This is a genomic window from Agriterribacter sp., assembly GCF_035497235.1.
Classification (GTDB): domain Bacteria; phylum Bacteroidota; class Bacteroidia; order Chitinophagales; family Chitinophagaceae; genus Agriterribacter.
Genome location: NZ_DATJEB010000013.1, coordinates 187884 through 211174, shown reverse-complemented (window position 1 = coordinate 211174; position 23291 = coordinate 187884). Strand labels below are relative to the sequence as shown.

Below are 23291 nucleotides of genomic sequence, written 5' to 3'. Positions count from 1 at the left end.
TAAAAAATGAATAAACGGGTAGTCATAACAGGTATGGGCATTTATTCCTGCATCGGGAAAAATCTTGATGAGGTAAGGGATTCCCTGTATGTTGGCCGTTCGGGAATTATACTGGATCCTGTTCGTAAAGAAATGGGGTACCGTTCCGGCCTCACCGGCTTTGTGGAACGACCCGTATTAAAAGGGTTGTTAGACCGCCGTTCAAGAATAATGCTGCCCGAACAGGGAGAATATGCTTATATGGCTACGCTGCAGGCGCTGGAACAGGCTGGCATTGATGAAGCCTATATCAATGATCATGAAATCGGTATTTTATATGGCAACGACAGTTCGGCAAAACCCGTAATAGACGCCACAGATATTATGCGCGAAAAGAAAGACAACATGCTTATTGGCTCGGCTTCGGTGTTTCAAACACTGAATTCTACCATTACCATGAACCTTTCCACCATCTTTAAACTGAAAGGGGTAAATTTTACCATTAGTGCTGCCTGTGCCAGCGGATCGCATGCTATAGGATTAGGTTACCATTTTATAAAAACCGGTTTGCAGGATTGTATTGTTACCGGCGGAGCACAGGAGATTAATTGTTACTCAATGGCTACTTTTGATGCCTTGTCTGCTTTTTCTGTTCATGAATCGGAGCCGCAAAAGGCATCCCGTCCGTTCGACCGTAGCCGCGATGGGCTGATCCCCAGTGGCGGCGGTGCAACTGTTATCCTCGAAAGCCTGGAGTCTGCCACCAAAAGAGGTGCCACTATTTTGGGAGAAGTGATAGGCTATGGCTTTTCATCTAACGGGGAACATATATCAAATCCTACCGTAACCGGTCCCGTGCGCTCTTTGCAGATGGCGATGAAAGATGCGGGGTTACATGCGGGCGATATAGATTATGTTAATGCGCATGCCACGTCTACGCCGGCAGGCGATGCCAGTGAAGCAAGAGCATTGTATACTGTATACGGGGAGGCTAAGGTTCCGGTAAGTTCTACCAAATCTATGACGGGGCATGAGTGCTGGATGGCAGGAGCCAGCGAAATCGTATATTCCTTATTGATGATGCATTATGGTTTTATAGCACCTAATATCAACTTTGAACATCCTGATGAAGATTCTGTTAAATTGAATATTGTAAAAACTACCACGGAAAAGGATATAAATGTATTTTTGTCGAACTCCTTTGGCTTTGGCGGTACCAACTCGTCGCTGATTGTCAGAAAATGGAGTAAATAGTTGTTTATGAAACAGAATGAAGCAATCATTGAGAAGATCAACCATTTCCTGTCTGATGAATTTGAGGTAGAAAAGGAAAAAATAACTCCTGAGGGAAACGTTAAAGAGGTATTGGAATTAGATAGTCTCGACTATATAGACCTGGTAGTAGTAATAGAAAATAATTTTTCTTTTAAAGTTAAACCCGAAGACTTCACCGGCATTATTACCTTCAGCGATTTCTACAACTATGTTATTTCCCGTGTAAATGCTAAAGAACTGGCATAATGCCACTGTGGCGTGGTAAATCCAGCGGTAACAGGTTAGGCTACAGTATCTTTATCGCTGTGCTGAAAAAGTGCGGACTTCGTCCCGCTTATTTTTTACTGCGTTTAGTGAGCCTGTATTATTTTTTATTGGCATGGAAATCATCCCGCCATATCCTGTATTATTTTCAAAAAAGGCTGGGGTATTCCTTCATGCGGTCAATTGCCGCGTTATATAAAAATTATTACAGCTTCGGACAAAGCCTTATTGATAAAATAGCCATCATGTCGGGCATGGCTAACCGCTTTTCTTTCAATTTTGACGGGGAAGAACACCTGCATCAATTAGTGCATCTTCAAAGAGGCGGATTACTGCTGAGTTCCCATATCGGTAACTGGGAAGCTGCCGGGCATTTGCTGGAGCGCTTAAATACGCGGATTAATGTGGTAATGTTTGACGGGGAGCACCAAAAAATAAAGGATTATCTTACTTCGGTTACCGGTGAGCGTAATGCCCGTATCATCGTCATCAAAAATGATCTCTCCCATATTTACGCCATCAATGAAGCGTTAAAGAACAAGGAACTGGTTTGTATACACGCCGACCGTTTCGTGGAAGGCAACCGAACATTGACTGCTGATTTTCTTGGCAAAGCAGCCCGGTTTCCTGCAGGTCCGTTTGTACTGGCTGCGCAGTTTAAGGTGCCGGTATGTTATGTATTTGCAATGAAAGAAGGCCGTACGCACTATCACTTTTATTCTACAGGTATAAAAACGTATGATTACAGCGATAAAACCGCGGCCATGCATCAAATGCTCAGCGATTTTGCAGTTGAAATGGAAACGAAAGTAAAGCAATACCCTGCACAATGGTATAATTATTACGATTTTTGGGCGAAAGCATAAGGGTAAGCGCGTTAAACAATAATCAGTATTGTTGCCCTAATAGCCTGGTCTTTTGTTAGGATTACGTTTATTGTGGTAACAGGAAAGTACCCTGACGATGTTCTGATTTTCGTTAATGACAAAAAAAAGGGAATATGGAAATTTACGCAGTGTTAAAGCCCTGATATTCTTGTAACGTACCCTAAGAAAAGGGTTAGCTTCCAATGTAGAGTAGGCTTCCTTAAGCGCAGTAATAAAATTTACAGGAACATCTGTACTGTAACGGGCATACTAATCAATCGCATTTTCAATTTCCTTTATTGCCCGGGAAGAGACAATAATTTTATAAACCATACTTTTGGTTGAGGCGGTTGATGGATTCTTCATCAGTTAGATAAGTGTTTTCATCTTCCAGCAGACGTTCATCCAAAACAGCTTTTATGTCTGCCGTAAATTCAAAATCGCCTCCATCTTCCTTTACAATAATAGTGATGGGCTTTGATTTAAAAGCCGCTTTAATAGCATCAAGTAGGTCTGCGCTTACTTCCTGTGCTGACTTTAAGTGATATGTAGTGTACATAATACCTTATTTTGAGGTTTGTAAGTTTTATTTAAAAAAATGTAATTTCAGTTTACTGTAATTGCTAAGGAATGCATATCCTGAAGTTTTCTGTAAAAAAAAGAATACCCCTGGCTATTGCTATTAAAGAATTGTTGCTGTCCGATTGTTGCTGTCCGAAGTCTCTGACTTCGGACCAATATGTTCTTCCGGGACTATGTCCCGCATTATAAATTGCTACAATCTTTATTGCCGGAGACGCTAAGGCGCTATTATAATGCTGGGCGGGGAACGTCCTGAACATCATCAATATAGAATATGGCTTTGCTTAGCTTGTCTTCCTGTAATTCCATATCGCCCAGCCATTCAGTACAATAGCAAATAGTATCATGTAAAAAAATTCTAAACTAATATCGGCGAAGCCGCTCCCTTTTAATACGATCATTCTTACCACTTTAATGAAATGCGTGATGGGCGTAAGGTTGGCAATCATCCTTGCCCAGGCGGGCATACTTTCAACTGAAGTAAATAAGCCGCTCATAAGCATAAAGATCATCATAAAAAAATAGGCGATAAACATAGCCTGTAACTGGTTATCGCTATAGGTAGATATGAGTAATCCAAACCCTAAAAGCGCTACCAGGTACACAGCGGCGAACAAATACAGCACCCCAATATTGCCTTCAGGGAAAATGCCATATACTAACCAGGTTACAACTAATCCTATGCTAAAAACGATCATGGCAATTACCCAGAAGGGAACCAGTTTTCCAACAATGAACGCCCATTTCTTAACCGGCGATACGTTAATCTGTTCAATAGTTCCCGATTCCTTTTCTTTTACAATATTCAATGCCGAAATAAATCCGCCAATGAGGGTAAGCAGCAGCACCAGCACGCCGGGTACAATATAATACTTGTATTCAGCCAGTGGGTTGAACCAGTTAGCGGAGGTAATGTCAATAGCCAGCGGCACTGCTGTTTGTTTTGCGAAACCGGTTATATTGAGTGAAAGACTTTTATTAAAGTCTGCGATAACCGCGTTGAGGTACGCCGCGCCCAAAGCGGCTTTGGTGCCATTGATGCCGTCTACAGAAAGAGAAATCTTTTGCATACCCTCTCTTACCAGGTTACGTTCAAGTCCGGCGGGAATTTCCATTACCAGGTCTGCATTTCCGTTTTCTATATGGCGCAGCGCTTCTTTATAAGAGGGTTCGGTATTTACATAGCGAAAATAGCCGGATGCCCCGATCTTTGAAATGAACTTTTGTGACAGGCTGCTATGATCGTTGTCTACTACCACTACATCAATGTGCTTTACATCAAAGTTCATAGCCAGTGGAATAATAATAAGCTGAATGGTAGGCATAACAAGCATCATAGCCAGAATAGACCTGTCTCTGAATATCTGCAGAAACTCTTTTTGCAGTATGTAACTCAGCACTTTCATGATAGCCGCGTTTTAAAATTTTTCAGCGCTATTGCCAGGAGCAGTGCCGTCATGCCTACCAGTACCAGGGTTTCTTTCCACACATATTCAAACCCGAGTCCTTTGAGCATCACCGCTTTTACGATTAAAAAATACCAGCGGGCGGGTACAATATTGGAGATCACCTGGAATATCCACGGCATATTTTCCAGCGGAAACATAAACCCGGTGAAGATCAGCGTAGGCATCATCATGCCCATCATGGAAAGGAGCAGGGCGGTTTGCTGCGAATTGGTGGTATTGGAAATGAGCAATCCCAGGGAAAGACAGGTAATGATAAAGAGGATGCTTTCTATGTACAGCAGGGAAAGACTTCCCTTTATGGGAACGTTTAATACGTAAACTGATAATAATAGTATTAAGGTAAAAATAGCAATAGACAAAGCAAGAAAAGGGATGGCTTTGGCAATTAATACCATCACCGGCTTAAACGGCGATACCAGCAATATTTCCATGGTACCCAATTCTTTTTCGCGCACTACGGCTACGGAAGTAAGCGCGGTGCAAACGATCATTAATACCAGGGCCAGCACACCGGGTACAAAATTCAGCGAGCCATTCGCGTTTTCATTGTACAGCATCCTGGTTTCGGGAACAATGGAGTAGGGCAAAGCAGGTACAGGACTGATTTGATGCTGGTAATCTGTAATAATAGCCGTTAAATAATTGATGAGTGTTTTAGCGGTATTGGGGTCGGCACCATCGGCAATGATCTGCACCTGCGCCTTGCCGTTATGCAGCAGGTCGCTCCCAAAATGAGGAGGAAAAATAACGGCACATTTCAGTTTGCCCTTTTTAAAAGCCTTTTCAATGTCATTCGTATTAATATTGGCTTCTTTGACCAGGAAATAGCCGGAGGCTTTTATTTTACCGGCAATTTGCCCGGTGTTGATGTCCTGCGCATGGTCCGAAATAATGATTTCCGCGTTCTTTACATCGCTGGTTAAGGCAAAGCCAAACAGCAGTATTTGCGCTACGGGTATACCAAACATAATAAGCAGGGTACGCCGGTCGCGAAACACATGGTAAAACTCTTTTCTGATAAACACCAATAATTGTTTCATGCCTACAGGTATGGTTTAGTCTGCGGATCGCTTAGCGCCGCGGGCTAACTGGTAAAAAACATCATCTATACTGTTTGCACCAAATTGTGCTTTTAATTGCCGGGGTGTATCCAGTGCTTCTATCCTGCCATCCACCATGATGGTTATACGGTTACAGTATTCCGCTTCATCCATATAGTGGGTGGTTACAAAAATGGTGATGCCGGAGGCTGCCGCTTCATAAATCATATCCCAGAACTGCCTGCGGGTAACAGGGTCTACGCCGCCCGTAGGCTCATCCAAAAACACAATTTTGGGTTGATGAAAAATAGCTACCGAAAACGCCAGCTTTTGTTTCCAGCCCAGGGGCAATCCGCCAGTTTTCTTTTTGGCTTCCTGTTGCAGCCCGAGCTTTTCCACCAGTTCATTGCTCCGGCTTTTTATTATTTGATCAGGCACTCCATATACCCCGCCATAAAACCGTATGTTTTCTAATATGGTCAGGTCTTCATACAACGAGAACTTCTGGCTCATGTAGCCAATATTCCGCTTTATCATTTGCTGCTGCCGGTACACATCAAAACCGGCCACGGCGGCTTCGCCGGAGGTGGGAAAAGAAAGTCCGCAAAGCATACGCATGGCGGTGGTTTTGCCCGCGCCGTTAGCTCCCAGGAAGCCAAATATCTCACCTTTATTCACTTCAAAGCTGATATTGTTTACGGCCACAAAATCGCCGAACTTTTTAGTCAGGTTTTTACAAATGATTACCTTTTCTTCCATGTCTGAAAATTATGCTTATACAAAGGATCCCTGTTTTTCGTTTTCATTCATTAATCGTATAAAGCTATCCTCAATGGTGGGCGCCATTATTTTCACTTCTATATTTGTATGGCCCTGTGCCGCTATATGGTTTTTTAACCAGGCAGCGCCCGTTGTATCATCACTTTTCAGGGTAACATGCAGGTATTCGCCAAAAGCGAAGCTGCTCTCCACCTGTTCGCTCTTTCTGAGGTCGCTCAGCAGGGTATAAATATTGTTAGCTTTTACAGCATATAACGGTACGGGGTAAGCGTTCGTAATATTTTGCGGGGTGTTTACACTCATCACCCTGCCATGCTGTATCAGCGCTATTCTTTCACACAAAACCGCCTCGTCCATATAGGGTGTGGAAACCAGTATGGTAATGCCCTGCTGTTTCAGTCTTTTCAGCATCTCCCAAAATTCTCTTCTCGATACGGCGTCCACGCCGGTAGTAGGTTCATCAAGGAAAAGCACTTCCGGTTTATGAATTAAGGCGCAGCATAGTGCCAGCTTTTGCTTCATGCCGCCCGAGAGTTTGCCTGCCCTGCGGTTACTGAAAGGTTTTATTTGTTCATAAATATCTTTAATAAGCGCATAGTTTTCTTCAATGGTGGTACCAAATAAAGTAGCGAAGAAGCTCAGGTTTTCTTTCACCGTTAAATCCTGGTACAAAGAGAACCTGCCGGGCATATAGCCAATGCGTTTGCGTATGGACCGGTAATCTTTTACTACATCAAAACCCTCAACAGATGCGGCTCCTTTATCTGCCAGTAATACCGTGGTGAGGATGCGGAAAACAGATGTTTTGCCGGCGCCATCGGGGCCAATTAAGCCAAACAGCTCACCCTTATTTATTTCGAGCGTTACATCATCCACTGCCGGTACTTGGCCTTTGTTGTAGGTTTTGGTAATATTTTGAAGTGTTACAGATTTCATTTGTTTCATTCAGTTTTGCAGTACAAGGGAGTGACACAACGATGTTGAATAGCCATTCAAAAGCTTGTTCCAGCAACAAATTGTGAATAGGCAATGCCCGCCCTGCCCGAATCTGGTCAGGCGGGCGTCCGGACGGGGTGGATAGTGAATGGTGAGATTCACTATTCACCACTCACTTCTCACGTTTCAACTCTCACGTTTCACGTTCCACACAGCACCAGTGATATATCAAATAACTATTGTCAGTTAAAAAACACTTCGCCATACATGCCGATCTTCAGGTAGCCGTCATTTTTTACACTTATTTTTATGGCGTATACCAAATTGGCTCTTTCTTCTTTTGTTTGTATGGTTTTGGGTGTGAATTCCGATTTATCCGAGATCCATATAATCGTTCCTGGGTACGATTTATATGCTTGTTCTCCCTGGTCTACACGCACCTGAACCTGCTGCCCCGGCTTTATAAGTGGTAGCTGATTGCCGGTTATATACGCTCTTAAAAACAGGGTGTCGGTATTGGCTATTTTGTATAAAGGTTTTCCCAAAATGGCCATTTCTCCTTTTAATGCATAGTTAGTGAGTACGGTACCGGCAACCGGATTAACCACCTGCCCCTTATCAATTTGCGCCTGTAATTGCTGCGCCGCTTTTTCAAGCGGGCCTTTTTCACTGAGTATGCTCCTGTTTTGCGTGGCGGTGTTGGAATGGTAGAGGTTGATCTGTTCCTTTGTTACAGCCATTTGCTTTTGCAATTGGTCAACCTGCGCATTGATATCGTCTAATTGTTTGCGTGGCGCTGCATCTGCTTTTACCAGGTTCTGCGACCGTTCCCTTTCCCGGTGCAGGTTATCCAATTGTATTTGCTGTGCAGCCAGTTGTGTTGCAGCTACTTTAACCTGTTCGGCAGCCGAGCCTGTTTTTTGTTGCAGCGCGGTTATGGAGGCTTCTGTTTGTTCTTTTTGCAGGCGCTGAACCGTCATATCAATCTGTCCTACTATATCTCCTTCTTTTAGCTGATCGCCTTCATGCACCGAAAAGGATAGCAGTTGCCCGTTTTGCTGTGCCGATACCATTACTTCATCTGCTTCAAAATTGCCTGATGCATCGTAGGTGATTTTGTTATTGTTGCAGGAGGCAAGTAGCACCCATGCTGTACATATGATTACATAACGGTTCATAAATTTCAATTTGCGATCAGTTGCCCGATGTGTTTTTAAAATTGTATTGTGCCTGTAATAATTGAATGCGGTGAACAATGCGTAGCTGCCTGGCCAGGTTTTCTTCATTGAGCTTGGCAATATATTCGTGTACGGTTATTACACCATTGTCTAATTGCGCTTTTGCCGACTGTGCCACAGCGGCCCTCAGCTCAATAATGCTGTTGTCCTGTTCAAGCAGGTCGCTGTACTTTTTGATCCCCGCGTTTTCCTGCTTCATGGTAAGCCTTGTGTTGAAAAGAAAAGTTTCCTTATCAATGTCTAAGTATTGCCGGTTTATATGCAGCAGGCTTTTGTTGTTCTTTATGGTATACAGGCTCCCCAGCGACCAGTTTACGCGAAGACCGGCTATCCACCATGCGCCAAATTTGTTTTCAATAATGTTTAAAGTAGGCCGGCCATAAGCGCCCTGTGCAAAAGCGCTAAGCCGTGGTGTGAATGCGGCTTTCAATTCCTTCTCCTGTATGTCGAAGCTCTTTTTCTGCAGATCAAAGTATTTCAATTCCGGCCTGCTAATTCCGGGCGTAACGGGCAATTGTTCGGGTAAAACCAATATGGTGCTTTCATCAACAGGCTGGCCAATCAGCAATGCCAGCATATCCATAAAGGCTTTGCGGTTGGCCCTGAACGTTATAGCTGTCATATCTATATTAATAATCGCGGCTTTTAATTCATCCACATTGCTTCTGAAGCCTGTTCCGTTTACAAACGCGGCATTGGCTTTATCCAGCGCACCCTGTAAATCGGTTTTCCTGATTTCATTTTGCTTTAATTGTTCGTTCATCAGCAGCATGGAAAAATAGATCTGGGTAACGCGGTCTTTCAATGTGTTTAAACTCACTTCAAGGCTTTGTTGCTGAATTTGTTCATTGGCCCGGATCAATGCTCTTTGATGTTTGGTAACGCCGCCGTCATATATAGCCTGACTCAGCTCTGCCTGTATTTTATACTGGTCTTTATCAATGGTGGGAAAAGAAATACCGGGTATGGAAGGCAGGGCATCCGAAAAGCTGATGGTTTGCGATTGATAGGTAGCCTGGCCATTTACGGTAAGCTGGGGAAGATAAAATTTTGAAGCATTTTCAATTGAATACCGGCTGCTTTTGGCAATTAAATCCTGCTTTTTAATGAGTGGATAGTTTTGTCTTGCCATGCTGTAACAGCTATCAATACTAAGCTGCAACGTTTGACTATGCACCGGGGCATAGGGCGCCAGCAGGAGCAGGATGCTGATGAGCGTATTTGGTTTGCGTATCATAGTTTCAGTCGTTTGTTTTGGATAACGGGTAAAACGCTTTTTGTTTTCAGTATCGCTTTCATCCAAACGGGTATCAGTTCCTTTCTTTCCAGCATCATGTCAATGAATGCTTTTTCCTTAAGATTCGCTATGCGTAACAATGCCGGTTTCATTAAAAAAGGAAACAGGCACAATCCCAGGAGACTGACTAAAAAATGGAAAGGATGAATATCCGGCCGCTTTTTAGCTATTTGCTGCAGGAAAACAGACTGGTTGAGGAAGTCAACCTTTTCCGTGAGCTTTATAAAATGTTCAGGATTATTTCTCACCTCGCTTAAAACAAATAGCGGCAGTTCGGGGTTTTCAATGATCAGGTCAATATACTTTGAAGCAATGCTTTCCACTTTGGTTTCAAGCGAAGTGGAGGCATCGTTTAAAACCGGGGCCAGCACTCCAAAATATTTTTCTAATTTTTCTGCCATTACCAGTTCAAAAAGCTTTTGCTTGCTTCTGAAGTAGTAATTGAGCAGGGCCAGGTTAATGCCGGCTTCCCCGGCTATATCCCGCGTACGGGTGGCGGCGTATCCCTTTTGGGTAAACACTTTTCCTGCCGCTTCTTTTATTTTTTCTTCTGTAGACAGGTCGGTAACCGCTTTTCCTTTTCCGCGCATGTTTTGTTATTATTTCACAAAACTAAAAATTAATTGGATTAATTTAAACAAATTATTTAATCAATTGATTAAATACTGATTTCGACCGGGAAAATGCGGGCAGAGAGATGATCCTGTTTTTTGACATTAAACTATAAATCCATACTTTGCAGCGCAGACTTGTATAAGTTTTAAACAGGTAATTTATTGTTATAATGAAAGATATCCTGGCATTCATTCCCCAGCGGCCTCCTTTTGTGATGGTAGATGAACTGGTAGCTGCGGATAGTAATACCGGCACCACCAAATTTAAGGTGAGCGCTGATAATATTTTTACCGTGAACGGAAGGCTTACGGAACCGGCCCTGGTAGAAAATATGGCACAAACAGCCGCTGCCAGAATAGGCTATATTTGCAGCCAAAAAAAGGAACCTGTTCCGGTGGGTTTTATAGGCGCGGTGCAAAACCTGCACGTTATGGCTTTACCTGGGGTAGGTGATGAACTCGAAACTGAAATCGTCATTAAAAACCAGGTATTTGATATTACTGTAATTGCGGGAAAAATAAGTTGCAATGGCGTAGTACTGGCGCAATGCGAAATGAAGATTTTTATTCAGTCAACCAATAAATCTGCAATAGTATGAAACATGTATTTTCATCGAAATGGCTGTTTGCTGCCATACTCCTGCTTATGGGAACCCGGCCGGTTTCCGCGCAAACTTTAAAAGAATTTTTTAATTCTTCAGAGGTTCCGCTTACTTACCTGGGGGTTGATTTCACCCAGTCCAAAGTACTGAACGACATTGCCGCCAATGCTATGGATATAAGAGACAGGCAGTTTGCCGCCATTAACCAGGTAATTGTAAATGAACCTAAAAAATACGATTTTCAGAAAGCGCTTTCAAAGTCCGATGTAACAAATGATGTTAGTTTTGTTAACGCGAAGAATGCTAAAATAGACGCTGAAAAGATTATTGAAAGTAGCGCTGATGAAGTAAGGTTTACCAAAGCTACCATCGAATCTATTGTTAAAGGATATAAGTTTACGGGTAAAAAAGGTATTGGACTGATGTTCATTATGGAAAGTATGAACAAAGCTTCGGCCCAGGCTTCTATGTATGTAACCTTAGTTGATCTTGCTTCAGGCAAAGTGCTGCTTACCGAACGCATGACCGCTAAGGCGGCCGGGTTTGGCTTTAGAAACTATTGGGCCAAAACAATAGCGGAAGTATTAAAAGATATCCAAAAGTCTAAATACAAAGAATGGAAGGCAAACGCTGGCTAAGGATTGGATCACAGTTAGAGGGAAAAAACAAATAATGGAAAAAACCTTATCGGGGAAAATTGAAATTAATGTACGGTTTAATGAAGCTGATCCATTAGGTATAGTATGGCACGGGCATTATATCCGGTATTTTGAAGACGGGCGGGAAGCTTTCGGTAATGAGCATGGGATCGGTTATCTTGATTTTTACAGGCAGGATCTTATCATCCCTATCGTAAGTATTCAATGCGATTTTAAACGGTCGTTAAAATATGGAGAGAAAGTAATAGTGGAAACGATTTATGTACCCTGTGAAGCCGCTAAGCTCAAATTTGAATACAGGTTATTCAATTCCAGCTCCGGCCAATTGGTAGCAACAGGAAGCTCGGTACAGGTTTTTTTGAACAAAGAAACATCCGTATTACAATTAATCAATCCTCCTTTTTTTGAAGCCTGGAAAATGAAGTATGGGCTGACCTGATTTTTAAGAAGCCCATGAAACGCCGTATAAATTTTTTTCACATAGGAGAATGTATAAAGGGTGTTTTATCCGGCAAAAATGTAAAAAATAAATGTGTACGGATGAAACCGGTTTTTATTATTGCAGATAATATTGTATCACCGATAGCGCTAACGGCAAATGAAAACTTTGATTTGCTGAAAGCGGGAGTTTCGGGTATACAGTTACATCATACAACCATTGCTCCCGAACCTTTTTATGCCGCTTTATTTAATGAAGACGCCGGTTTTACGGCTTCCGTAAATAACGCGGATGCCTATACTAAGTTTGAACGGTTGCTCATTACATCCGTTCAGGATGCCTTATCGCTTGCTCCTGTTGATTGTGCCGGCAAAAGAACGGTATTGATCATTTCTTCCACCAAAGGTAATATCAGTCTTATAGAAAAGGAGCCATTCAACGCGGATGTGAAAAGGCGGGTAGGGTTGCCTGCTTCGGCCCGTGCGGTGGCAGATTATTTTCATTTCACAACCAATCCGGTAGTCGTGTCGCACGCCTGCATTTCGGGTTTGGTGGCGCTCATTACGGGTATGCGGCTATTGCAGAGCGGTCGCTTTGATCATGCGGTGGTAGCGGGGGCGGATATCATTACGCAATTCATATTATCGGGCTTCCGGTCTTTTCATGCCATCAGCAATGCGCCCTGTAAGCCTTTTGACGCCCAACGTAACGGCATTACCTTGGGGGAAGCCGCCGCTACCGTGGTGCTTTCTGTAGAAAAGCCGCAAACGAAAAACTATATAAGGCTTTCGGGCGGAGCGGTGAGTAACGATGCCAATCATATTTCCGGGCCTTCCCGCACGGGTGAAGAATTACACTATGCCATAGAAGCCGCTGTGAAGGAAGCGGGTATGGCTAAAAGCGCGATTGATTTTATTTCGGCACATGGAACAGCTACCATATATAATGATGAAATGGAAGCTAAAGCCATCCAGCTTTCGGGATTACAGCAGGTTCCTGTTAACAGTTTGAAAGGATATTACGGTCATACGCTGGGTGCCGCCGGTTTAATTGAAACCGTAGCATCCGCACATTCGTTAAAAGCAAATATGATATTGCCCACGCCCGGATTTGAAACGCCAGGCACCACGGTACCTTTGCATATCAATAAGGTATTGCAAACCGGCATATACGGCGCCTGTTTAAAAACCGCATCGGGATTTGGGGGTTGTAACGCGGCAATCGTGCTGCAAAAGGCTATTTAATTATTTAACCATAAACCATAACCACAGTACATTTTATTACATGAAATTTTTTAAAAAGGATAAGAAAACAGCTTTGGAAGCTAAGGATCTGGCTCAGTTTATTGCATTCGGTCCCGTGGTATTCCAGGTAGCCAGGGTAATGAGAGACAAGGGTATATTAAGCGTTATAGAAGAAAGCGCCTCCGCCGGCATAACGCTTGAAGAAATTAAAACCCGTGTGCAGTTGCCTCATTACGGCGTAAGGGTATTGCTGGAATCGGCATTGGGAATAGGATTGGTTGTGGAAAATGAGGGCAAGTATACTTTAACCCGAACGGGCTACTTTATTTTACACGATCCGCTTACGAAAGTAAATATGGACTTTGTGCACGATGTATGTTACACGGGATTGTTTGATTTGGACAAAAGCATTGAAACCGGCAGGCCCGAAGGACTTAAAACATTCGGTAACTGGCCTACCATTTATGAAGGGCTGTCGCAATTGCCGGCGCATGTGCAGAAAAGCTGGTTTGCCTTCGATCATTTCTTTTCTGATAATGCTTTTCCGGCAGTGATAAAACATGTATATAAAGATGGCATCAAAAATATATTAGACATTGGGGGAAATACCGGCAAATGGGCCATTGCCTCGGCAAACCATGCGCCGGATATACATATTACCATTATGGATTTGCCCGGACAGTTAAATATGGCTAAAAAAAGGATGGAGGAGCTGGGGCTTACTAACCGGGTATCTTTTTATCCAACCAATATTTTAGATGAAAGCCAGCCTTTTCCCAAAGGATTTGATGCAATATGGATGAGCCAGTTTTTAGATTGCTTTTCTGAAGCGGAAATTGTTTCTATCTTAAAGCGCTGCGCCACGGCTATAGATGATGATGGTTATATACTTATCCTGGAAGCGTTCTGGGATACGCAGCGGTTTGAAACTGCGGCTTTTTGCCTGCAGCAAACATCCATCTACTTCACCGCGCTGGCAAACGGCAACAGCCAGATGTATGATTCCAGGGTTTTTAAACAATGTATATATGATGCAGGTTTTGAAATTGCAGAACAAACCGATGGCATAGGGTTGAGCCATAGCTTGCTGAAATGCAGGAAGAAGAAGTGAATTTGAAAATGTGGTAATTTGAAAATGTGGTGGTCGGTACGCAACGAAGGAGTGTAAGACCGCAACATTGTGGATGCGGGAAATGTGAAGGTGTGAAAATGTGATAATTGGCGATTGGCGAAGCCCAGGAGGTTTGCGGAAAGGAATTGCCAGGTGGAAAAGCTGGTATTACGAAGCTTACAGCAACTGATGGCTGATCGCTGACTGCTGATCGCATTTGGATTTTAATTTTTGTATTTTATTTGGTTCTTGTTATTTGTTTTTTGGTTCTTATTTATAATATATTATGCAAACAGAAAAAACAGATGTATTGGTCATTGGCGCAGGTCCTTCGGGAACGGTTGCCGCCTCCATTGTTCACCAGGCAGGGTATAAAGTGCGCATTGTTGAGAAAATGAAATTTCCCCGTTTTGTGATCGGGGAAAGTCTTTTACCCCGCTGTATGGAAGCCCTCGAAGAAGCTAAATTTTTAGATGCGGTGGCAGAAAGAGGCTTCCAGGAAAAGAATGGAGCCAAGTTTGTAAAGAATGGTAAAATATGCGACTACCAGTTTGCCGACCAGTTTACCCAGGGCTGGAAAAAAACCTGGCAGGTGCAGCGTGCCGACTTTGATCATACGCTTGCGCGAACCGTTGAAAAAATGGGCGTGCCTGTTCAGTATGAAACAACGGTAACGCATATTGCATTTAATGATGACGGGAAATCCGTAACTACTGTTGAAAACGCCAATGGCAATAAACAATATATTGAGGCCCGCTTTATTATAGATGGCAGCGGTTACGGGCGGGTGATACCCCGTATGTTCAATATGGAAAAGCCTTCCAACCTGCCGGCAAGAAAAGCCCTGTTTGCGCATACGGTAGATACAAAACGCGCCATGTCTGACGAGCCTAACCGCATTACCATTGTGGTGCACAAAAAATCGGTATGGATATGGATCATTCCTTTCGCCAATGGCATTACCTCTTTGGGTTTTGTGGGATTCCCTGAGTTCTTTGAAGATTTTGAAGGTTCGCCGGAAGAGAAGTTCCGTGCAATGATAGCCACTGAACCGTATTTAAAGGAGCGGTTTAAAGATGTGGAACTGGTGTTTGAACCACGAACATTGCAGTCATGGTCGTCTACAACCGATAAATTTTACGGTAACGGGTTTGTACTTACCGGAAATGTAACAGAGTTTTTGGATCCCGTATTCTCTTCAGGTGTTACGCTGGCTACCGTTTCCAGTCAGCTAGCCGCAAAATTAGTGATCCGTAAACTCCAAGGAGAAGCAGTAGACTGGGATAAGGAGTACATGGATATTATGATGCAGGGCGTAAATACTTTCCGTTCTTATGTAATGGCATGGTATGAAGGAACGCTGGATACCATTTTCTTTGCCGATGACCAGGACCCGCTCATTAAAAGCCAGATTTGTTCCGTTTTAGCGGGTTATGTGTGGGATACCACCAATCCGTATGTAAAAGATCACACTACTGCACTGCACAAGCTGGCCCGGATAATAACCATGCGGGACAGTTTGAAATGAGGGTGAGTGAGAAGTAAGTGGTAGTGAGATATGCAGGCTCATAGCTGATTGCTGACTGATAGCTGACCGCTAATAAAAACAACATTCATATTTTGTCAGATTCACGAACATACATCACTGCTCATTGCTGCATAAGCCATGATGAGGTATATAAAGACGGTATGCTGCTTTTGAAAAATGAAACCAATAGCAGCACAACCGATTTCCTGCTTTCGGCATACAAATATTTTAATGTGGATTATCCCAAATTTTATAAAATGGATAATCTGTGTAAACTCGGGTTTTTAGCCGTAGAACTATTGCTGAAAGAACGGCAAATCGCAGAAGAATACAATCCTGAAAACATTGGTGTCGTATTCAGCAACGCTAATTCCAGCCTTGATGCCGACCTTCATTACTTCGAATCCGTTAAAAACATTCCCAGTCCGGCCCAATTTGTATATACTTTGCCTAATATTGTAATTGGTGAAGTGAGCATCAGGCACCGGTGTAAGGGAGAGAACGCTTTTTTTGTGAGTGACCGCTTTGATGTGGACTTCATGCAGTTTTATGTACAGGACCTGGTAGCGCGCAAACGCGTTAAAGCATGTATAGGCGGTTGGATAGAATGCTTGGGAGAGGCGTATAAAGCTGTGGTTTATTTAGTGGAAAATCGCCCGCAAAAAGGGGTTTTACCATTTGATATAGAGCATATTCATCAAATTTACGAGATAGCTAATGGAGAAATTAATGGCTGATCTGAAACAGCAGATCATAGCGCAACTGAACCTGAAAGATATGAAACCCGGAGATATCGGCGATGATCAGCCGCTTTTTGTGGAAGGGCTGGGACTGGATTCTATTGATGCGCTGGAATTGATTGTATTGCTACAGCAGGAATATAAAATAAAACTTGCCAGTGCGGAAGAAGGTCAGCATGTATTCCGCTCTGTTAGAACAATGGCGCAGTATATTACAGAACATCAGCCCAAAACAGTATAGTGGTATCGTACATGGTTGATTTGAACAGTAAAATCTCAAATTTCAAATCTGAAATATGAGTACCCCCGTTTTTATTGCAGGCGCCGGCGTTATTTCCGCTATAGGACATACTATAGCCGGAAACCTTGCTGCGCTTGAAAATGCGGCTGCCGGTATGGACGAAATGAAGTATCTGCATTCGGCACACCGGCATAAGCTGCCCGTGGCAGAAGTAAAAGCGGGTAATGAAGAGCTGGCGGCAATGGCGGGCATGCCCGCGCATATCAGCCGTATGGCATTGCTTTCTGCTATCGCTGCAAAAGAAGCGCTGCACCATGCTGCTATAGAAAAATTCAGTGAGCTGCGTACGGGTTTTATTTCTGCTAATACGGTAGGCGGAATGGACAAGACAGAAGATTTTTTTTCGGATTTTTTAAGTGATCCGCATAAAGGCAGGTTACGCAATATTGTGTATCACGAATGCGGCGCTGCTACCGAACTGGTGGCCGATCAACTGGGCATAAAAAATTATGTTTCTACCGTCAGTACCGCCTGTTCCTCATCTGCCAACGCCATTTTCTTTGGGGCAAGGCTTATCAGGCAAAATATGCTGGATGTGGTAATTGCCGGCGGAACGGATGCCCTTACCAGGTTTACGCTCAATGGTTTCAATACCCTGATGATTGTAGACCGGCAGTACTGTCAGCCTTTTGATGAAAACCGCAGGGGGTTGAACCTTGGAGAAGGCGCGGGTTATGTAGTACTCGTGTCTGAAAAAGTTGCTGCTACCTTATCGCATCAACCTGTTTGTACATTAAGCGGCTATTGCAATGCCAATGACGCTTATCATCAAACCGCATCCTCTCCCGATGGTACCGGTTCTTACCTGGCCATGAAGGGGGCATTGAAGCAAAGTGGTTTGCAGCCTGGTGAAATGGATTATATAAACCTGCATGGTACCGGCACGCAAAATAATGATATAGCGGAAGGCACAGCCATTAAAATGTTGTTTGAAGGGCACTACCCGCCCATGAGTTCTACCAAATCCTTTACCGGCCATACGCTGGGGGCAAGTGGAGGAATAGAAGCCGTATTTTCTATGCTGGCCATCCAGCACGGATTGATCTATCCCAACCTGCGCCTCGAAACACCCATGAAAGACCTGCCATTTGTGCCGGAAAAACATTTCAGGAAGGGTGTTCCCGTTCGCCATGTGCTTTCCAATTCATTTGGCTTTGGCGGAAATTGTTCATCGCTTATTTTTTCAAAAGTGTAAAATGTATATACAGGCTACGGCAGGCATATCACCCCAATACTCATTTGAGCGGTTACTATCGGAGCCGGCTGTATATACAGGTAACCGGCTCAGTTGTATAGAGCCCGATTATGCCCGGCTCATTGATCCTAAAATGATCAGGCGCATGAGCCGTATTATAAAAATGGGTGTAGCCGCCGCGATAAATTGTTTAAAAGGATCAGCAACGGAAATGCCGGGCGCAATTATTACCGGCACAGCCTATGGTTGCCTGGCCGATACGGAAACTTTTCTTACTAAAATGGCAGAGAACGGGGAAGAATTGCTTACACCTACAGCTTTCATTCAGTCAACCCACAATACCGTGGGGGCGCAAATCGCTTTGCTGCTCAAATGCCATAACTATAACAATACTTTTGTACACCGGGGATTTTCTTTTGAGAGCGCGTTGTTAGATGCAATCACTTTACTAAAAGAGCAGCAGGTGAAAACCGCGCTGGCAGGCGGTATAGATGAGCTCACCGGCACCAGCTATACTTTGCTCAGCCGCTTTGGCCTCTATAAAAGGAATATTGCTGATAACATTTCCTTATACAATAACGAATCAAAAGGAACGATTGCAGGTGAAGGCACTGCCTTTTTTTTATTGGCCGCACAACCTTCCGGCAACGATTATGCGCAGTTAAACGGCGTGCATACTTTTTATAAACCGGAGAACATTGCGGAAATCGAAAAAAATATCCGGTATTTTTTATCTGCCCATACTGTTGGTATGGAAGATATTGACCTGGTTATAACCGGGCATAACGGCAACGTACAGGAAGATGCGGTATATGAACAGCTTGCACAAACCCTATTCCGGGGCAAACCCGGCGCCCGGTTCAAGCATTTGTGCGGTGAATATCCTACCGCAACTGCCTTTGCATTGTGGTTGGCCGCCAACATGGTAAAAACGGCACTTGCACCTTCCTGTGCTTTCATTAATCCTGTTACCATTCAACCCCGGCGCGTTTTAATATACAATCACTATCAAAATACCCATCACGCTTTATACCTCCTGTCTGCATGCTGAACTTTAATACCATCAATATTATTTTTATTACCCTGCTGATCGGTATGATCGGGTATCATTTTTTTCACAGCATCCCGGTATACGCTTTTATTATACTGCTGCTGGCTTATTTATCCTTTCTTTTTTACGGCAGTTATAATGTACGGTCTGGTTTTTACCTGAAAACGATTTCTGCCGCCAATACTACACGCAAAGTAATTGCCATTAGCTTTGATGATGGTCCCCTGCCTTTATATACGCCGCAGATACTCCAGGTTTTAAAAATGCATGGCGTGGAGGCCGCTTTTTTCTGTATTGGCAAACGTATAAAAGAAAATGAGGATTTATTGAAGCAGGTATATGATGAAGGACATGTTATCGGTAATCACAGCTATTCGCACGACCTCTGGTTTGATCTTTTTCCGGCACAAAAAATGTCTAAGGACCTGCAGTTGATGAATGACGCCATGCAAAAAGTTACGGGCGTTAAACCCCGCTTATTCCGGCCGCCTTATGGTGTTACCAATCCCAACCTTAAAAAAGCGATCGAAAAAAATAATTTTATCCCTATAGGATGGACAGTACGTTCAATGGATACCGTGGCAAAAGACGCCCGGAAATTACTGGCAAAAGTTACCGGATCGTTAAAGCCGGGTGCCATCATATTGTTTCATGATACCAGCAAAGTTACGCTGGATATGCTTCCTGCATTTATACAACAAGTGAAGCAAAAGGGCTATGAAATTGTGCGGTTAGACAAATTGCTTAATTTGGAGCCTTATGCGTGAAATGTTTTTGACTGCAATACTATGGATAGCCGCAATGGCTGTAAAGGCACAATACCCCGGGTATAAGCTGCTGGCAGACGCTGCTTCTTTTCATACTCAGTTTACCGCAGCCTCGCAAAAAACAAATACCATTAAAAGCGACTTTGTACAGGAAAAGAACCTGAGCCTGCTGGCGGAAAAAATTGTGTCAAAAGGAAAGTTCTGGTTCAGGAAGGAAAATGCCGTGCGCATGGAATATACACAGCCCTTTCAGTACCTGATGGTCATTAACGGGAGTAATGTGTATATAAAAGACAACCAGAAGGAAAATAAAATATCCACCAAATCCAATAAGCTTTTTCAGCAGATCAATAAAATAATAATAGACTGTGTAAATGGTAAGGCTTTACAGGGGAGTGATTTTAAGGCGCGGATATTTGAGGGCAGTACGGCATACCTGGCGGAGCTTTCACCCGTTGATAAAAACCTGAAAACCTTCTTCAGCCATGTTAATATGATCATTGAGAAAAAAGATTATGCCGTGTCGCGCATTGAAATGCATGAGCCATCGGGCGATGATACCAGCATTAGTTTTATTAACCGTCAATTCAATACACCGCTTGCCGATGCGTTGTTTGCTATACGTTAGTTGCTGGCTGGTATGCGCCGCCTGTTCTTCTGCCTATAAAAAATTGCAGCATACGGAAGCCGGTGCAGGTTGTGTTGCGGCTTTTAAACCTTCCTTTACCCGTGCTTTATACACTGCTCAGGTAAATGTAACCGGTAAGCACCTGAGCGGGTTGCTGCTGATCAAAACTATGCCCGACTGCAGCGTAAGAATGGTTTTCTCCAGCGAAGCCGGCTTTACCTTCTTTGATTTTGAATGGAATAAAGGTGCATTTAAGGTGCATTATATTTTCAGCAAAATGGATAAAAAACCGGTGATCAGAACCCTGCGTAAAGATTTTGAGCTGGTACTGATGCAACACCTTAATGCGCCCGGATCGTACACGTTAAAAGAAGAAGAAGGGTATTACCGCGTATTCCCAAACGGGAAAGATTTTTATTATTACATTACCGATAGCGCCTGTGCTAACCTGCTGCGGATGGAAAGGGGAAGCAGGAGAAAAAAAGTGATGGAAGCTGTAATGCTGGCGGGTAACAGCGGTATGCCGGATAGTATGGGTATTAAACACCACAATTTTAGTTTTGATATAGGTTTAAAACGTTTGTATGATATTGAAAGATGATTTTTATACCATCACGCAATTAACGGAGGAAAATAATACGATACAGGCTACGCTGAAGCTGAACCCGGAGCACCCGATATTTGAAGGGCATTTTCCAGGGCAGCCCGTAGTGCCGGGAGTGTGTATGGTACAGATGATCAAAGAATTACTGGAAACCGTTACGGGCAAAACGATGCTGCTGCAGCAGTCTGATCATATAAAATTTCTTTCCGTAATTGACCCCCGGAATGTCCTGCAGATAACAATCCGCATTATGTATCAGAACAATAATGGCGGAGTTAACGTTACCGGCACAATACTAAGGGAAGATATTATTTGCCTGAAGTTGAAAGGGCATTTTACCATACTATAGCCGGTAGCCTGTTTGCTATAAGTGATAAGCCTCTACCGTTGTTCGGCAAAGAACCGGTGGAAATACGGGATGGTTTCAATGCCCTTATAAAAGTTGAAAATATCAAACTTTTCGTTGGGTGAATGCAGGTTGTCACTGTCTAATCCAAATCCCATAAACACAATTTTAATTCCCAGTTCTTTTTCAAACAGCGAGCATATAGGAATGCTTCCGCCACCACGAACGGGAATGGGTGCTTTGCCAAAAGTAGTTTCAATGGCCCTGGCCGCCGCCCTATAGGCGGGGGAGTCAATAGGAGTCATATAGGGCTCCCCGCCATGATGTTCTGCTGCTTTTACTGTTACGCCCGGGGGCGCAATTTGCTTAAAGTAGTGTAACAGTTTGGCGGTTATATTTGCTGATGACTGGTTGGGAACCAGCCGTGCAGATATTTTTGCATGCGCTTTTGCAGGTAAAACCGTTTTGGCGCCCTCTCCTGTATAACCGCCCCAAATACCGTTTAGCTCCAGTGTGGGGCGGATGCCTGTTCTTTCATTGGTTGTATATCCTTTTTCTCCCCACAATGCACTCACTCCAAGATCTTTTTTATATGCTTCTTCATCAAAAGGGGCTTCAGCCATTAGTTTTCTTTCTTCCGTAGTAGCATTTACTACATCATTGTAAAACCCGGGGATGGTAATATGGTTGTTTTCATCGTGACAGGAAGCGATCATTTTTGCAAGTATGGTAATGGGGTTGGCAACGGCGCCGCCATATACGCCACTGTGCAGATCGCGGTTAGGCCCCGATACCTCTACCTCAATATAGGAAAGCCCGCGAACGCCTATATCTATCGAAGGGTTTTCCATGCTGATCATTGCCGTATCGCTGATAAGAATTACATCGGCACTTAGCAATGCTTTATGCGAAGAAACAAATTTGGCCAAATTAGGAGAACCAATTTCTTCCTCCCCTTCAATGATGAATTTTATATTGGTAAACAGGGTATTGGTTTTAACCAGTGTTTCCAGTGCTTTAATATGCATATAAAACTGACCTTTATCATCGCAGGACCCGCGGGCAAAAACTTTCCCATCCTTAATCACGGGATCAAAAGGTCCGCTGTTCCATAAATCAAGCGGATCCGGGGGCTGCACATCATAATGGCCATATACCAGCACGGTTGGTTTGGCCGGGTCGGTTATTTTTTCTCCATATACTACAGGATGCCCTTCGGTAGAAAATATTTCAGCTTTATCTGCGCCGGCTTCTAATAATCTTTGTTTAACGGCCTCAGCGCAGGTTACCATATCTTTTTTATGGGTGCTGCTGGCGCTTACAGAAGGGATGCGCAACAGGTCCAGTAACTCATTCAAAAAGCGGTCTTTATTTTTTAGCTGGTACTCATTCCATACTTGCATGATCTTTTAATTTCAGGTGAAAACAGGTATAGCGAAATTAGGTGGTTTTTGCATACCCGCCGGGATAAAGTTGAACCGTAAAGCCGGTGTGTTACCAGTTCGGCGTTCAAAAATAATTTCACATTTTTTTTGCCCGTATCATTCTACCTGTGAAATGCATAGCCTTATCTTTGCCATCGTATTGCAAGTCATATATCAGCCTTTGCTGGTCTAACCGTTACAGGAAGGTTCTGGCAAAGGCTGAGCCAATTAAGGGCTATATGGATATTGTTTTTTACGGTGAACATCTCTTTATTGTTGAATATTGTTACAACAAGGTGAATTATATAATGG

Annotated in this window: 26 protein-coding genes; 17 read left to right on the top strand and 9 right to left on the bottom strand. The window is 43.4% G+C overall.

From position 1 onward, the window contains the following. Positions 1–6: 6 nt before the first annotated feature. The 3 genes from VL121_RS03895 to VL121_RS03885 are packed head-to-tail and all read left to right on the top strand — an operon-like array spanning position 7 to position 2384. Positions 7–1233, top strand: coding sequence for a beta-ketoacyl-[acyl-carrier-protein] synthase family protein (locus VL121_RS03895; protein ID WP_325402356.1), 1227 nt, complete (start codon positions 7–9; stop codon positions 1231–1233). Between the two features lie 6 nt (positions 1234–1239). After that, on the top strand, positions 1240–1500 hold the full coding sequence (locus VL121_RS03890; RefSeq protein ID WP_325402354.1) for a phosphopantetheine-binding protein: 261 nt from the start codon (positions 1240–1242) through the stop codon (positions 1498–1500). Continuing rightward, positions 1500–2384, top strand: a complete 885-nt coding sequence (locus VL121_RS03885; RefSeq protein ID WP_325402352.1) for an LpxL/LpxP family acyltransferase — start codon at positions 1500–1502, stop codon at positions 2382–2384. Before VL121_RS03890 ends, VL121_RS03885 begins: the two co-directional genes overlap by 1 nt. Before the next feature lie 322 nt (positions 2385–2706). Here VL121_RS03885 and VL121_RS03880 read toward each other — a convergent pair whose 3' ends face one another. From VL121_RS03880 to VL121_RS03845, 8 genes are all read right to left on the bottom strand, one after another. Then, positions 2707–2943, bottom strand: a complete 237-nt coding sequence (locus VL121_RS03880; RefSeq protein WP_325402350.1) for a hypothetical protein — start codon at positions 2941–2943, stop codon at positions 2707–2709. Positions 2944–3250: 307 nt separating this feature from the next. Continuing rightward, positions 3251–4372, bottom strand: coding sequence for an ABC transporter permease (locus tag VL121_RS03875; protein ID WP_325402348.1), 1122 nt, complete (start codon positions 4370–4372; stop codon positions 3251–3253). After that, a complete protein-coding gene (locus VL121_RS03870; protein ID WP_325402346.1) occupies positions 4369–5475 on the bottom strand; it encodes an ABC transporter permease in 1107 nt (368 codons plus the stop codon). The genes VL121_RS03875 and VL121_RS03870 overlap by 4 nt, the downstream gene beginning before the upstream one ends. Before the next feature lie 15 nt (positions 5476–5490). Further along, entirely contained in the window at positions 5491–6234 is a 744-nt protein-coding gene (locus VL121_RS03865; RefSeq protein WP_325402344.1) for an ABC transporter ATP-binding protein, read from the bottom strand. Between the two features lie 15 nt (positions 6235–6249). Next, complete coding sequence (locus tag VL121_RS03860; RefSeq protein ID WP_325402342.1) at positions 6250–7191, bottom strand: ABC transporter ATP-binding protein; 942 nt, start codon at positions 7189–7191, stop codon at positions 6250–6252. Between the two features lie 242 nt (positions 7192–7433). Further along, positions 7434–8369, bottom strand: coding sequence for an HlyD family secretion protein (locus VL121_RS03855; protein ID WP_325402340.1), 936 nt, complete (start codon positions 8367–8369; stop codon positions 7434–7436). Between the two features lie 16 nt (positions 8370–8385). Beyond that, positions 8386–9666 carry a TolC family protein gene (locus VL121_RS03850; protein ID WP_325402338.1) on the bottom strand — a complete coding sequence of 427 codons (1281 nt, stop codon included), beginning with the start codon at positions 9664–9666 and terminating at the stop codon, positions 8386–8388. Continuing rightward, positions 9663–10316 carry a TetR/AcrR family transcriptional regulator gene (locus VL121_RS03845; protein WP_325402336.1) on the bottom strand — a complete coding sequence of 218 codons (654 nt, stop codon included), beginning with the start codon at positions 10314–10316 and terminating at the stop codon, positions 9663–9665. Before VL121_RS03845 ends, VL121_RS03850 begins: the two co-directional genes overlap by 4 nt. 194 nt (positions 10317–10510) lie before the next feature. Between VL121_RS03845 and VL121_RS03840 the strand changes: the two genes are divergently transcribed. From VL121_RS03840 to VL121_RS03775, 14 genes are all read left to right on the top strand, one after another. Further along, positions 10511–10939 (top strand): hotdog family protein, encoded by a 429-nt coding sequence (locus tag VL121_RS03840; RefSeq protein ID WP_325402334.1) that lies wholly within the window; start codon positions 10511–10513, stop codon positions 10937–10939. Then, positions 10936–11580: a hypothetical protein gene (locus VL121_RS03835; RefSeq protein ID WP_325402332.1), complete on the top strand. Its 645-nt coding sequence runs from the start codon at positions 10936–10938 to the stop codon at positions 11578–11580. The genes VL121_RS03840 and VL121_RS03835 overlap by 4 nt, the downstream gene beginning before the upstream one ends. Before the next feature lie 34 nt (positions 11581–11614). Next, entirely contained in the window at positions 11615–12040 is a 426-nt protein-coding gene (locus VL121_RS03830) for an acyl-CoA thioesterase (protein WP_325402330.1), read from the top strand. 101 nt (positions 12041–12141) lie between these two features. Continuing rightward, positions 12142–13284 carry a beta-ketoacyl-[acyl-carrier-protein] synthase family protein gene (locus VL121_RS03825; protein ID WP_325402328.1) on the top strand — a complete coding sequence of 381 codons (1143 nt, stop codon included), beginning with the start codon at positions 12142–12144 and terminating at the stop codon, positions 13282–13284. Positions 13285–13324: 40 nt separating this feature from the next. Then, positions 13325–14395, top strand: a complete 1071-nt coding sequence (locus VL121_RS03820; RefSeq protein WP_325402326.1) for a class I SAM-dependent methyltransferase — start codon at positions 13325–13327, stop codon at positions 14393–14395. A 286-nt stretch (positions 14396–14681) separates the two neighbouring features. Beyond that, positions 14682–15923, top strand: coding sequence for an NAD(P)/FAD-dependent oxidoreductase (locus VL121_RS03815; RefSeq protein ID WP_325402324.1), 1242 nt, complete (start codon positions 14682–14684; stop codon positions 15921–15923). Positions 15924–16015: 92 nt separating this feature from the next. Beyond that, entirely contained in the window at positions 16016–16660 is a 645-nt protein-coding gene (locus VL121_RS03810) for a hypothetical protein (protein ID WP_325402322.1), read from the top strand. Continuing rightward, the gene (locus VL121_RS03805) at positions 16641–16904 is read left to right on the top strand and encodes a phosphopantetheine-binding protein (RefSeq protein ID WP_325402320.1); all 264 of its coding nucleotides are present in this window, start codon (positions 16641–16643) and stop codon (positions 16902–16904) included. Before VL121_RS03810 ends, VL121_RS03805 begins: the two co-directional genes overlap by 20 nt. A 55-nt stretch (positions 16905–16959) precedes the next feature. Beyond that, positions 16960–18159 (top strand): beta-ketoacyl-[acyl-carrier-protein] synthase family protein, encoded by a 1200-nt coding sequence (locus VL121_RS03800; protein WP_325402318.1) that lies wholly within the window; start codon positions 16960–16962, stop codon positions 18157–18159. A 1-nt stretch (position 18160) separates the two neighbouring features. Further along, positions 18161–19210, top strand: a complete 1050-nt coding sequence (locus VL121_RS03795) for a beta-ketoacyl synthase N-terminal-like domain-containing protein (protein ID WP_325402316.1) — start codon at positions 18161–18163, stop codon at positions 19208–19210. Continuing rightward, positions 19204–19977 (top strand): polysaccharide deacetylase family protein, encoded by a 774-nt coding sequence (locus tag VL121_RS03790; RefSeq protein ID WP_325402314.1) that lies wholly within the window; start codon positions 19204–19206, stop codon positions 19975–19977. The genes VL121_RS03795 and VL121_RS03790 overlap by 7 nt, the downstream gene beginning before the upstream one ends. Further along, positions 19970–20605, top strand: a complete 636-nt coding sequence (gene lolA2, locus VL121_RS03785) for a flexirubin biosynthesis/transport protein LolA2 (protein ID WP_325402312.1) — start codon at positions 19970–19972, stop codon at positions 20603–20605. The genes VL121_RS03790 and lolA2 overlap by 8 nt, the downstream gene beginning before the upstream one ends. Then, positions 20583–21206 carry a flexirubin biosynthesis protein LolB2 gene (lolB2, locus tag VL121_RS03780; protein ID WP_325402310.1) on the top strand — a complete coding sequence of 208 codons (624 nt, stop codon included), beginning with the start codon at positions 20583–20585 and terminating at the stop codon, positions 21204–21206. The genes lolA2 and lolB2 overlap by 23 nt, the downstream gene beginning before the upstream one ends. Continuing rightward, positions 21190–21558 (top strand): ApeI family dehydratase, encoded by a 369-nt coding sequence (locus VL121_RS03775; RefSeq protein WP_325402308.1) that lies wholly within the window; start codon positions 21190–21192, stop codon positions 21556–21558. Before lolB2 ends, VL121_RS03775 begins: the two co-directional genes overlap by 17 nt. A 32-nt stretch (positions 21559–21590) precedes the next feature. Here VL121_RS03775 and VL121_RS03770 read toward each other — a convergent pair whose 3' ends face one another. Next, positions 21591–22958 (bottom strand): dipeptidase, encoded by a 1368-nt coding sequence (locus tag VL121_RS03770; protein ID WP_325402306.1) that lies wholly within the window; start codon positions 22956–22958, stop codon positions 21591–21593. Positions 22959–23291 lie beyond the last annotated feature (333 nt).

Bases quoted from the DNA above. Each gene is read 5' to 3' on its own strand.
- VL121_RS03895 (WP_325402356.1), top strand. From the start codon at position 7: ATGAATAAACGGGTAGTCATAACAGGTATGGGCATTTATTCCTGCATC.
- VL121_RS03890 (WP_325402354.1), top strand. From the start codon at position 1,240: ATGAAACAGAATGAAGCAATCATTGAGAAGATCAACCATTTCCTGTCT.
- VL121_RS03885 (WP_325402352.1), top strand. From the start codon at position 1,500: ATGCCACTGTGGCGTGGTAAATCCAGCGGTAACAGGTTAGGCTACAGT.
- VL121_RS03880 (WP_325402350.1), bottom strand. From the start codon at position 2,943: ATGTACACTACATATCACTTAAAGTCAGCACAGGAAGTAAGCGCAGAC.
- VL121_RS03875 (WP_325402348.1), bottom strand. From the start codon at position 4,372: ATGAAAGTGCTGAGTTACATACTGCAAAAAGAGTTTCTGCAGATATTC.
- VL121_RS03870 (WP_325402346.1), bottom strand. From the start codon at position 5,475: ATGAAACAATTATTGGTGTTTATCAGAAAAGAGTTTTACCATGTGTTT.
- VL121_RS03865 (WP_325402344.1), bottom strand. From the start codon at position 6,234: ATGGAAGAAAAGGTAATCATTTGTAAAAACCTGACTAAAAAGTTCGGC.
- VL121_RS03860 (WP_325402342.1), bottom strand. From the start codon at position 7,191: ATGAAATCTGTAACACTTCAAAATATTACCAAAACCTACAACAAAGGC.
- VL121_RS03855 (WP_325402340.1), bottom strand. From the start codon at position 8,369: ATGAACCGTTATGTAATCATATGTACAGCATGGGTGCTACTTGCCTCC.
- VL121_RS03850 (WP_325402338.1), bottom strand. From the start codon at position 9,666: ATGATACGCAAACCAAATACGCTCATCAGCATCCTGCTCCTGCTGGCG.
- VL121_RS03845 (WP_325402336.1), bottom strand. From the start codon at position 10,316: ATGCGCGGAAAAGGAAAAGCGGTTACCGACCTGTCTACAGAAGAAAAA.
- VL121_RS03840 (WP_325402334.1), top strand. From the start codon at position 10,511: ATGAAAGATATCCTGGCATTCATTCCCCAGCGGCCTCCTTTTGTGATG.
- VL121_RS03835 (WP_325402332.1), top strand. From the start codon at position 10,936: ATGAAACATGTATTTTCATCGAAATGGCTGTTTGCTGCCATACTCCTG.
- VL121_RS03830 (WP_325402330.1), top strand. From the start codon at position 11,615: ATGGAAAAAACCTTATCGGGGAAAATTGAAATTAATGTACGGTTTAAT.
- VL121_RS03825 (WP_325402328.1), top strand. From the start codon at position 12,142: ATGAAACCGGTTTTTATTATTGCAGATAATATTGTATCACCGATAGCG.
- VL121_RS03820 (WP_325402326.1), top strand. From the start codon at position 13,325: ATGAAATTTTTTAAAAAGGATAAGAAAACAGCTTTGGAAGCTAAGGAT.
- VL121_RS03815 (WP_325402324.1), top strand. From the start codon at position 14,682: ATGCAAACAGAAAAAACAGATGTATTGGTCATTGGCGCAGGTCCTTCG.
- VL121_RS03805 (WP_325402320.1), top strand. From the start codon at position 16,641: ATGGAGAAATTAATGGCTGATCTGAAACAGCAGATCATAGCGCAACTG.
- VL121_RS03800 (WP_325402318.1), top strand. From the start codon at position 16,960: ATGAGTACCCCCGTTTTTATTGCAGGCGCCGGCGTTATTTCCGCTATA.
- VL121_RS03795 (WP_325402316.1), top strand. From the start codon at position 18,161: ATGTATATACAGGCTACGGCAGGCATATCACCCCAATACTCATTTGAG.
- VL121_RS03790 (WP_325402314.1), top strand. From the start codon at position 19,204: ATGCTGAACTTTAATACCATCAATATTATTTTTATTACCCTGCTGATC.
- lolA2 (WP_325402312.1), top strand. From the start codon at position 19,970: ATGCGTGAAATGTTTTTGACTGCAATACTATGGATAGCCGCAATGGCT.
- lolB2 (WP_325402310.1), top strand. From the start codon at position 20,583: ATGCGTTGTTTGCTATACGTTAGTTGCTGGCTGGTATGCGCCGCCTGT.
- VL121_RS03775 (WP_325402308.1), top strand. From the start codon at position 21,190: ATGATATTGAAAGATGATTTTTATACCATCACGCAATTAACGGAGGAA.
- VL121_RS03770 (WP_325402306.1), bottom strand. From the start codon at position 22,958: ATGCAAGTATGGAATGAGTACCAGCTAAAAAATAAAGACCGCTTTTTG.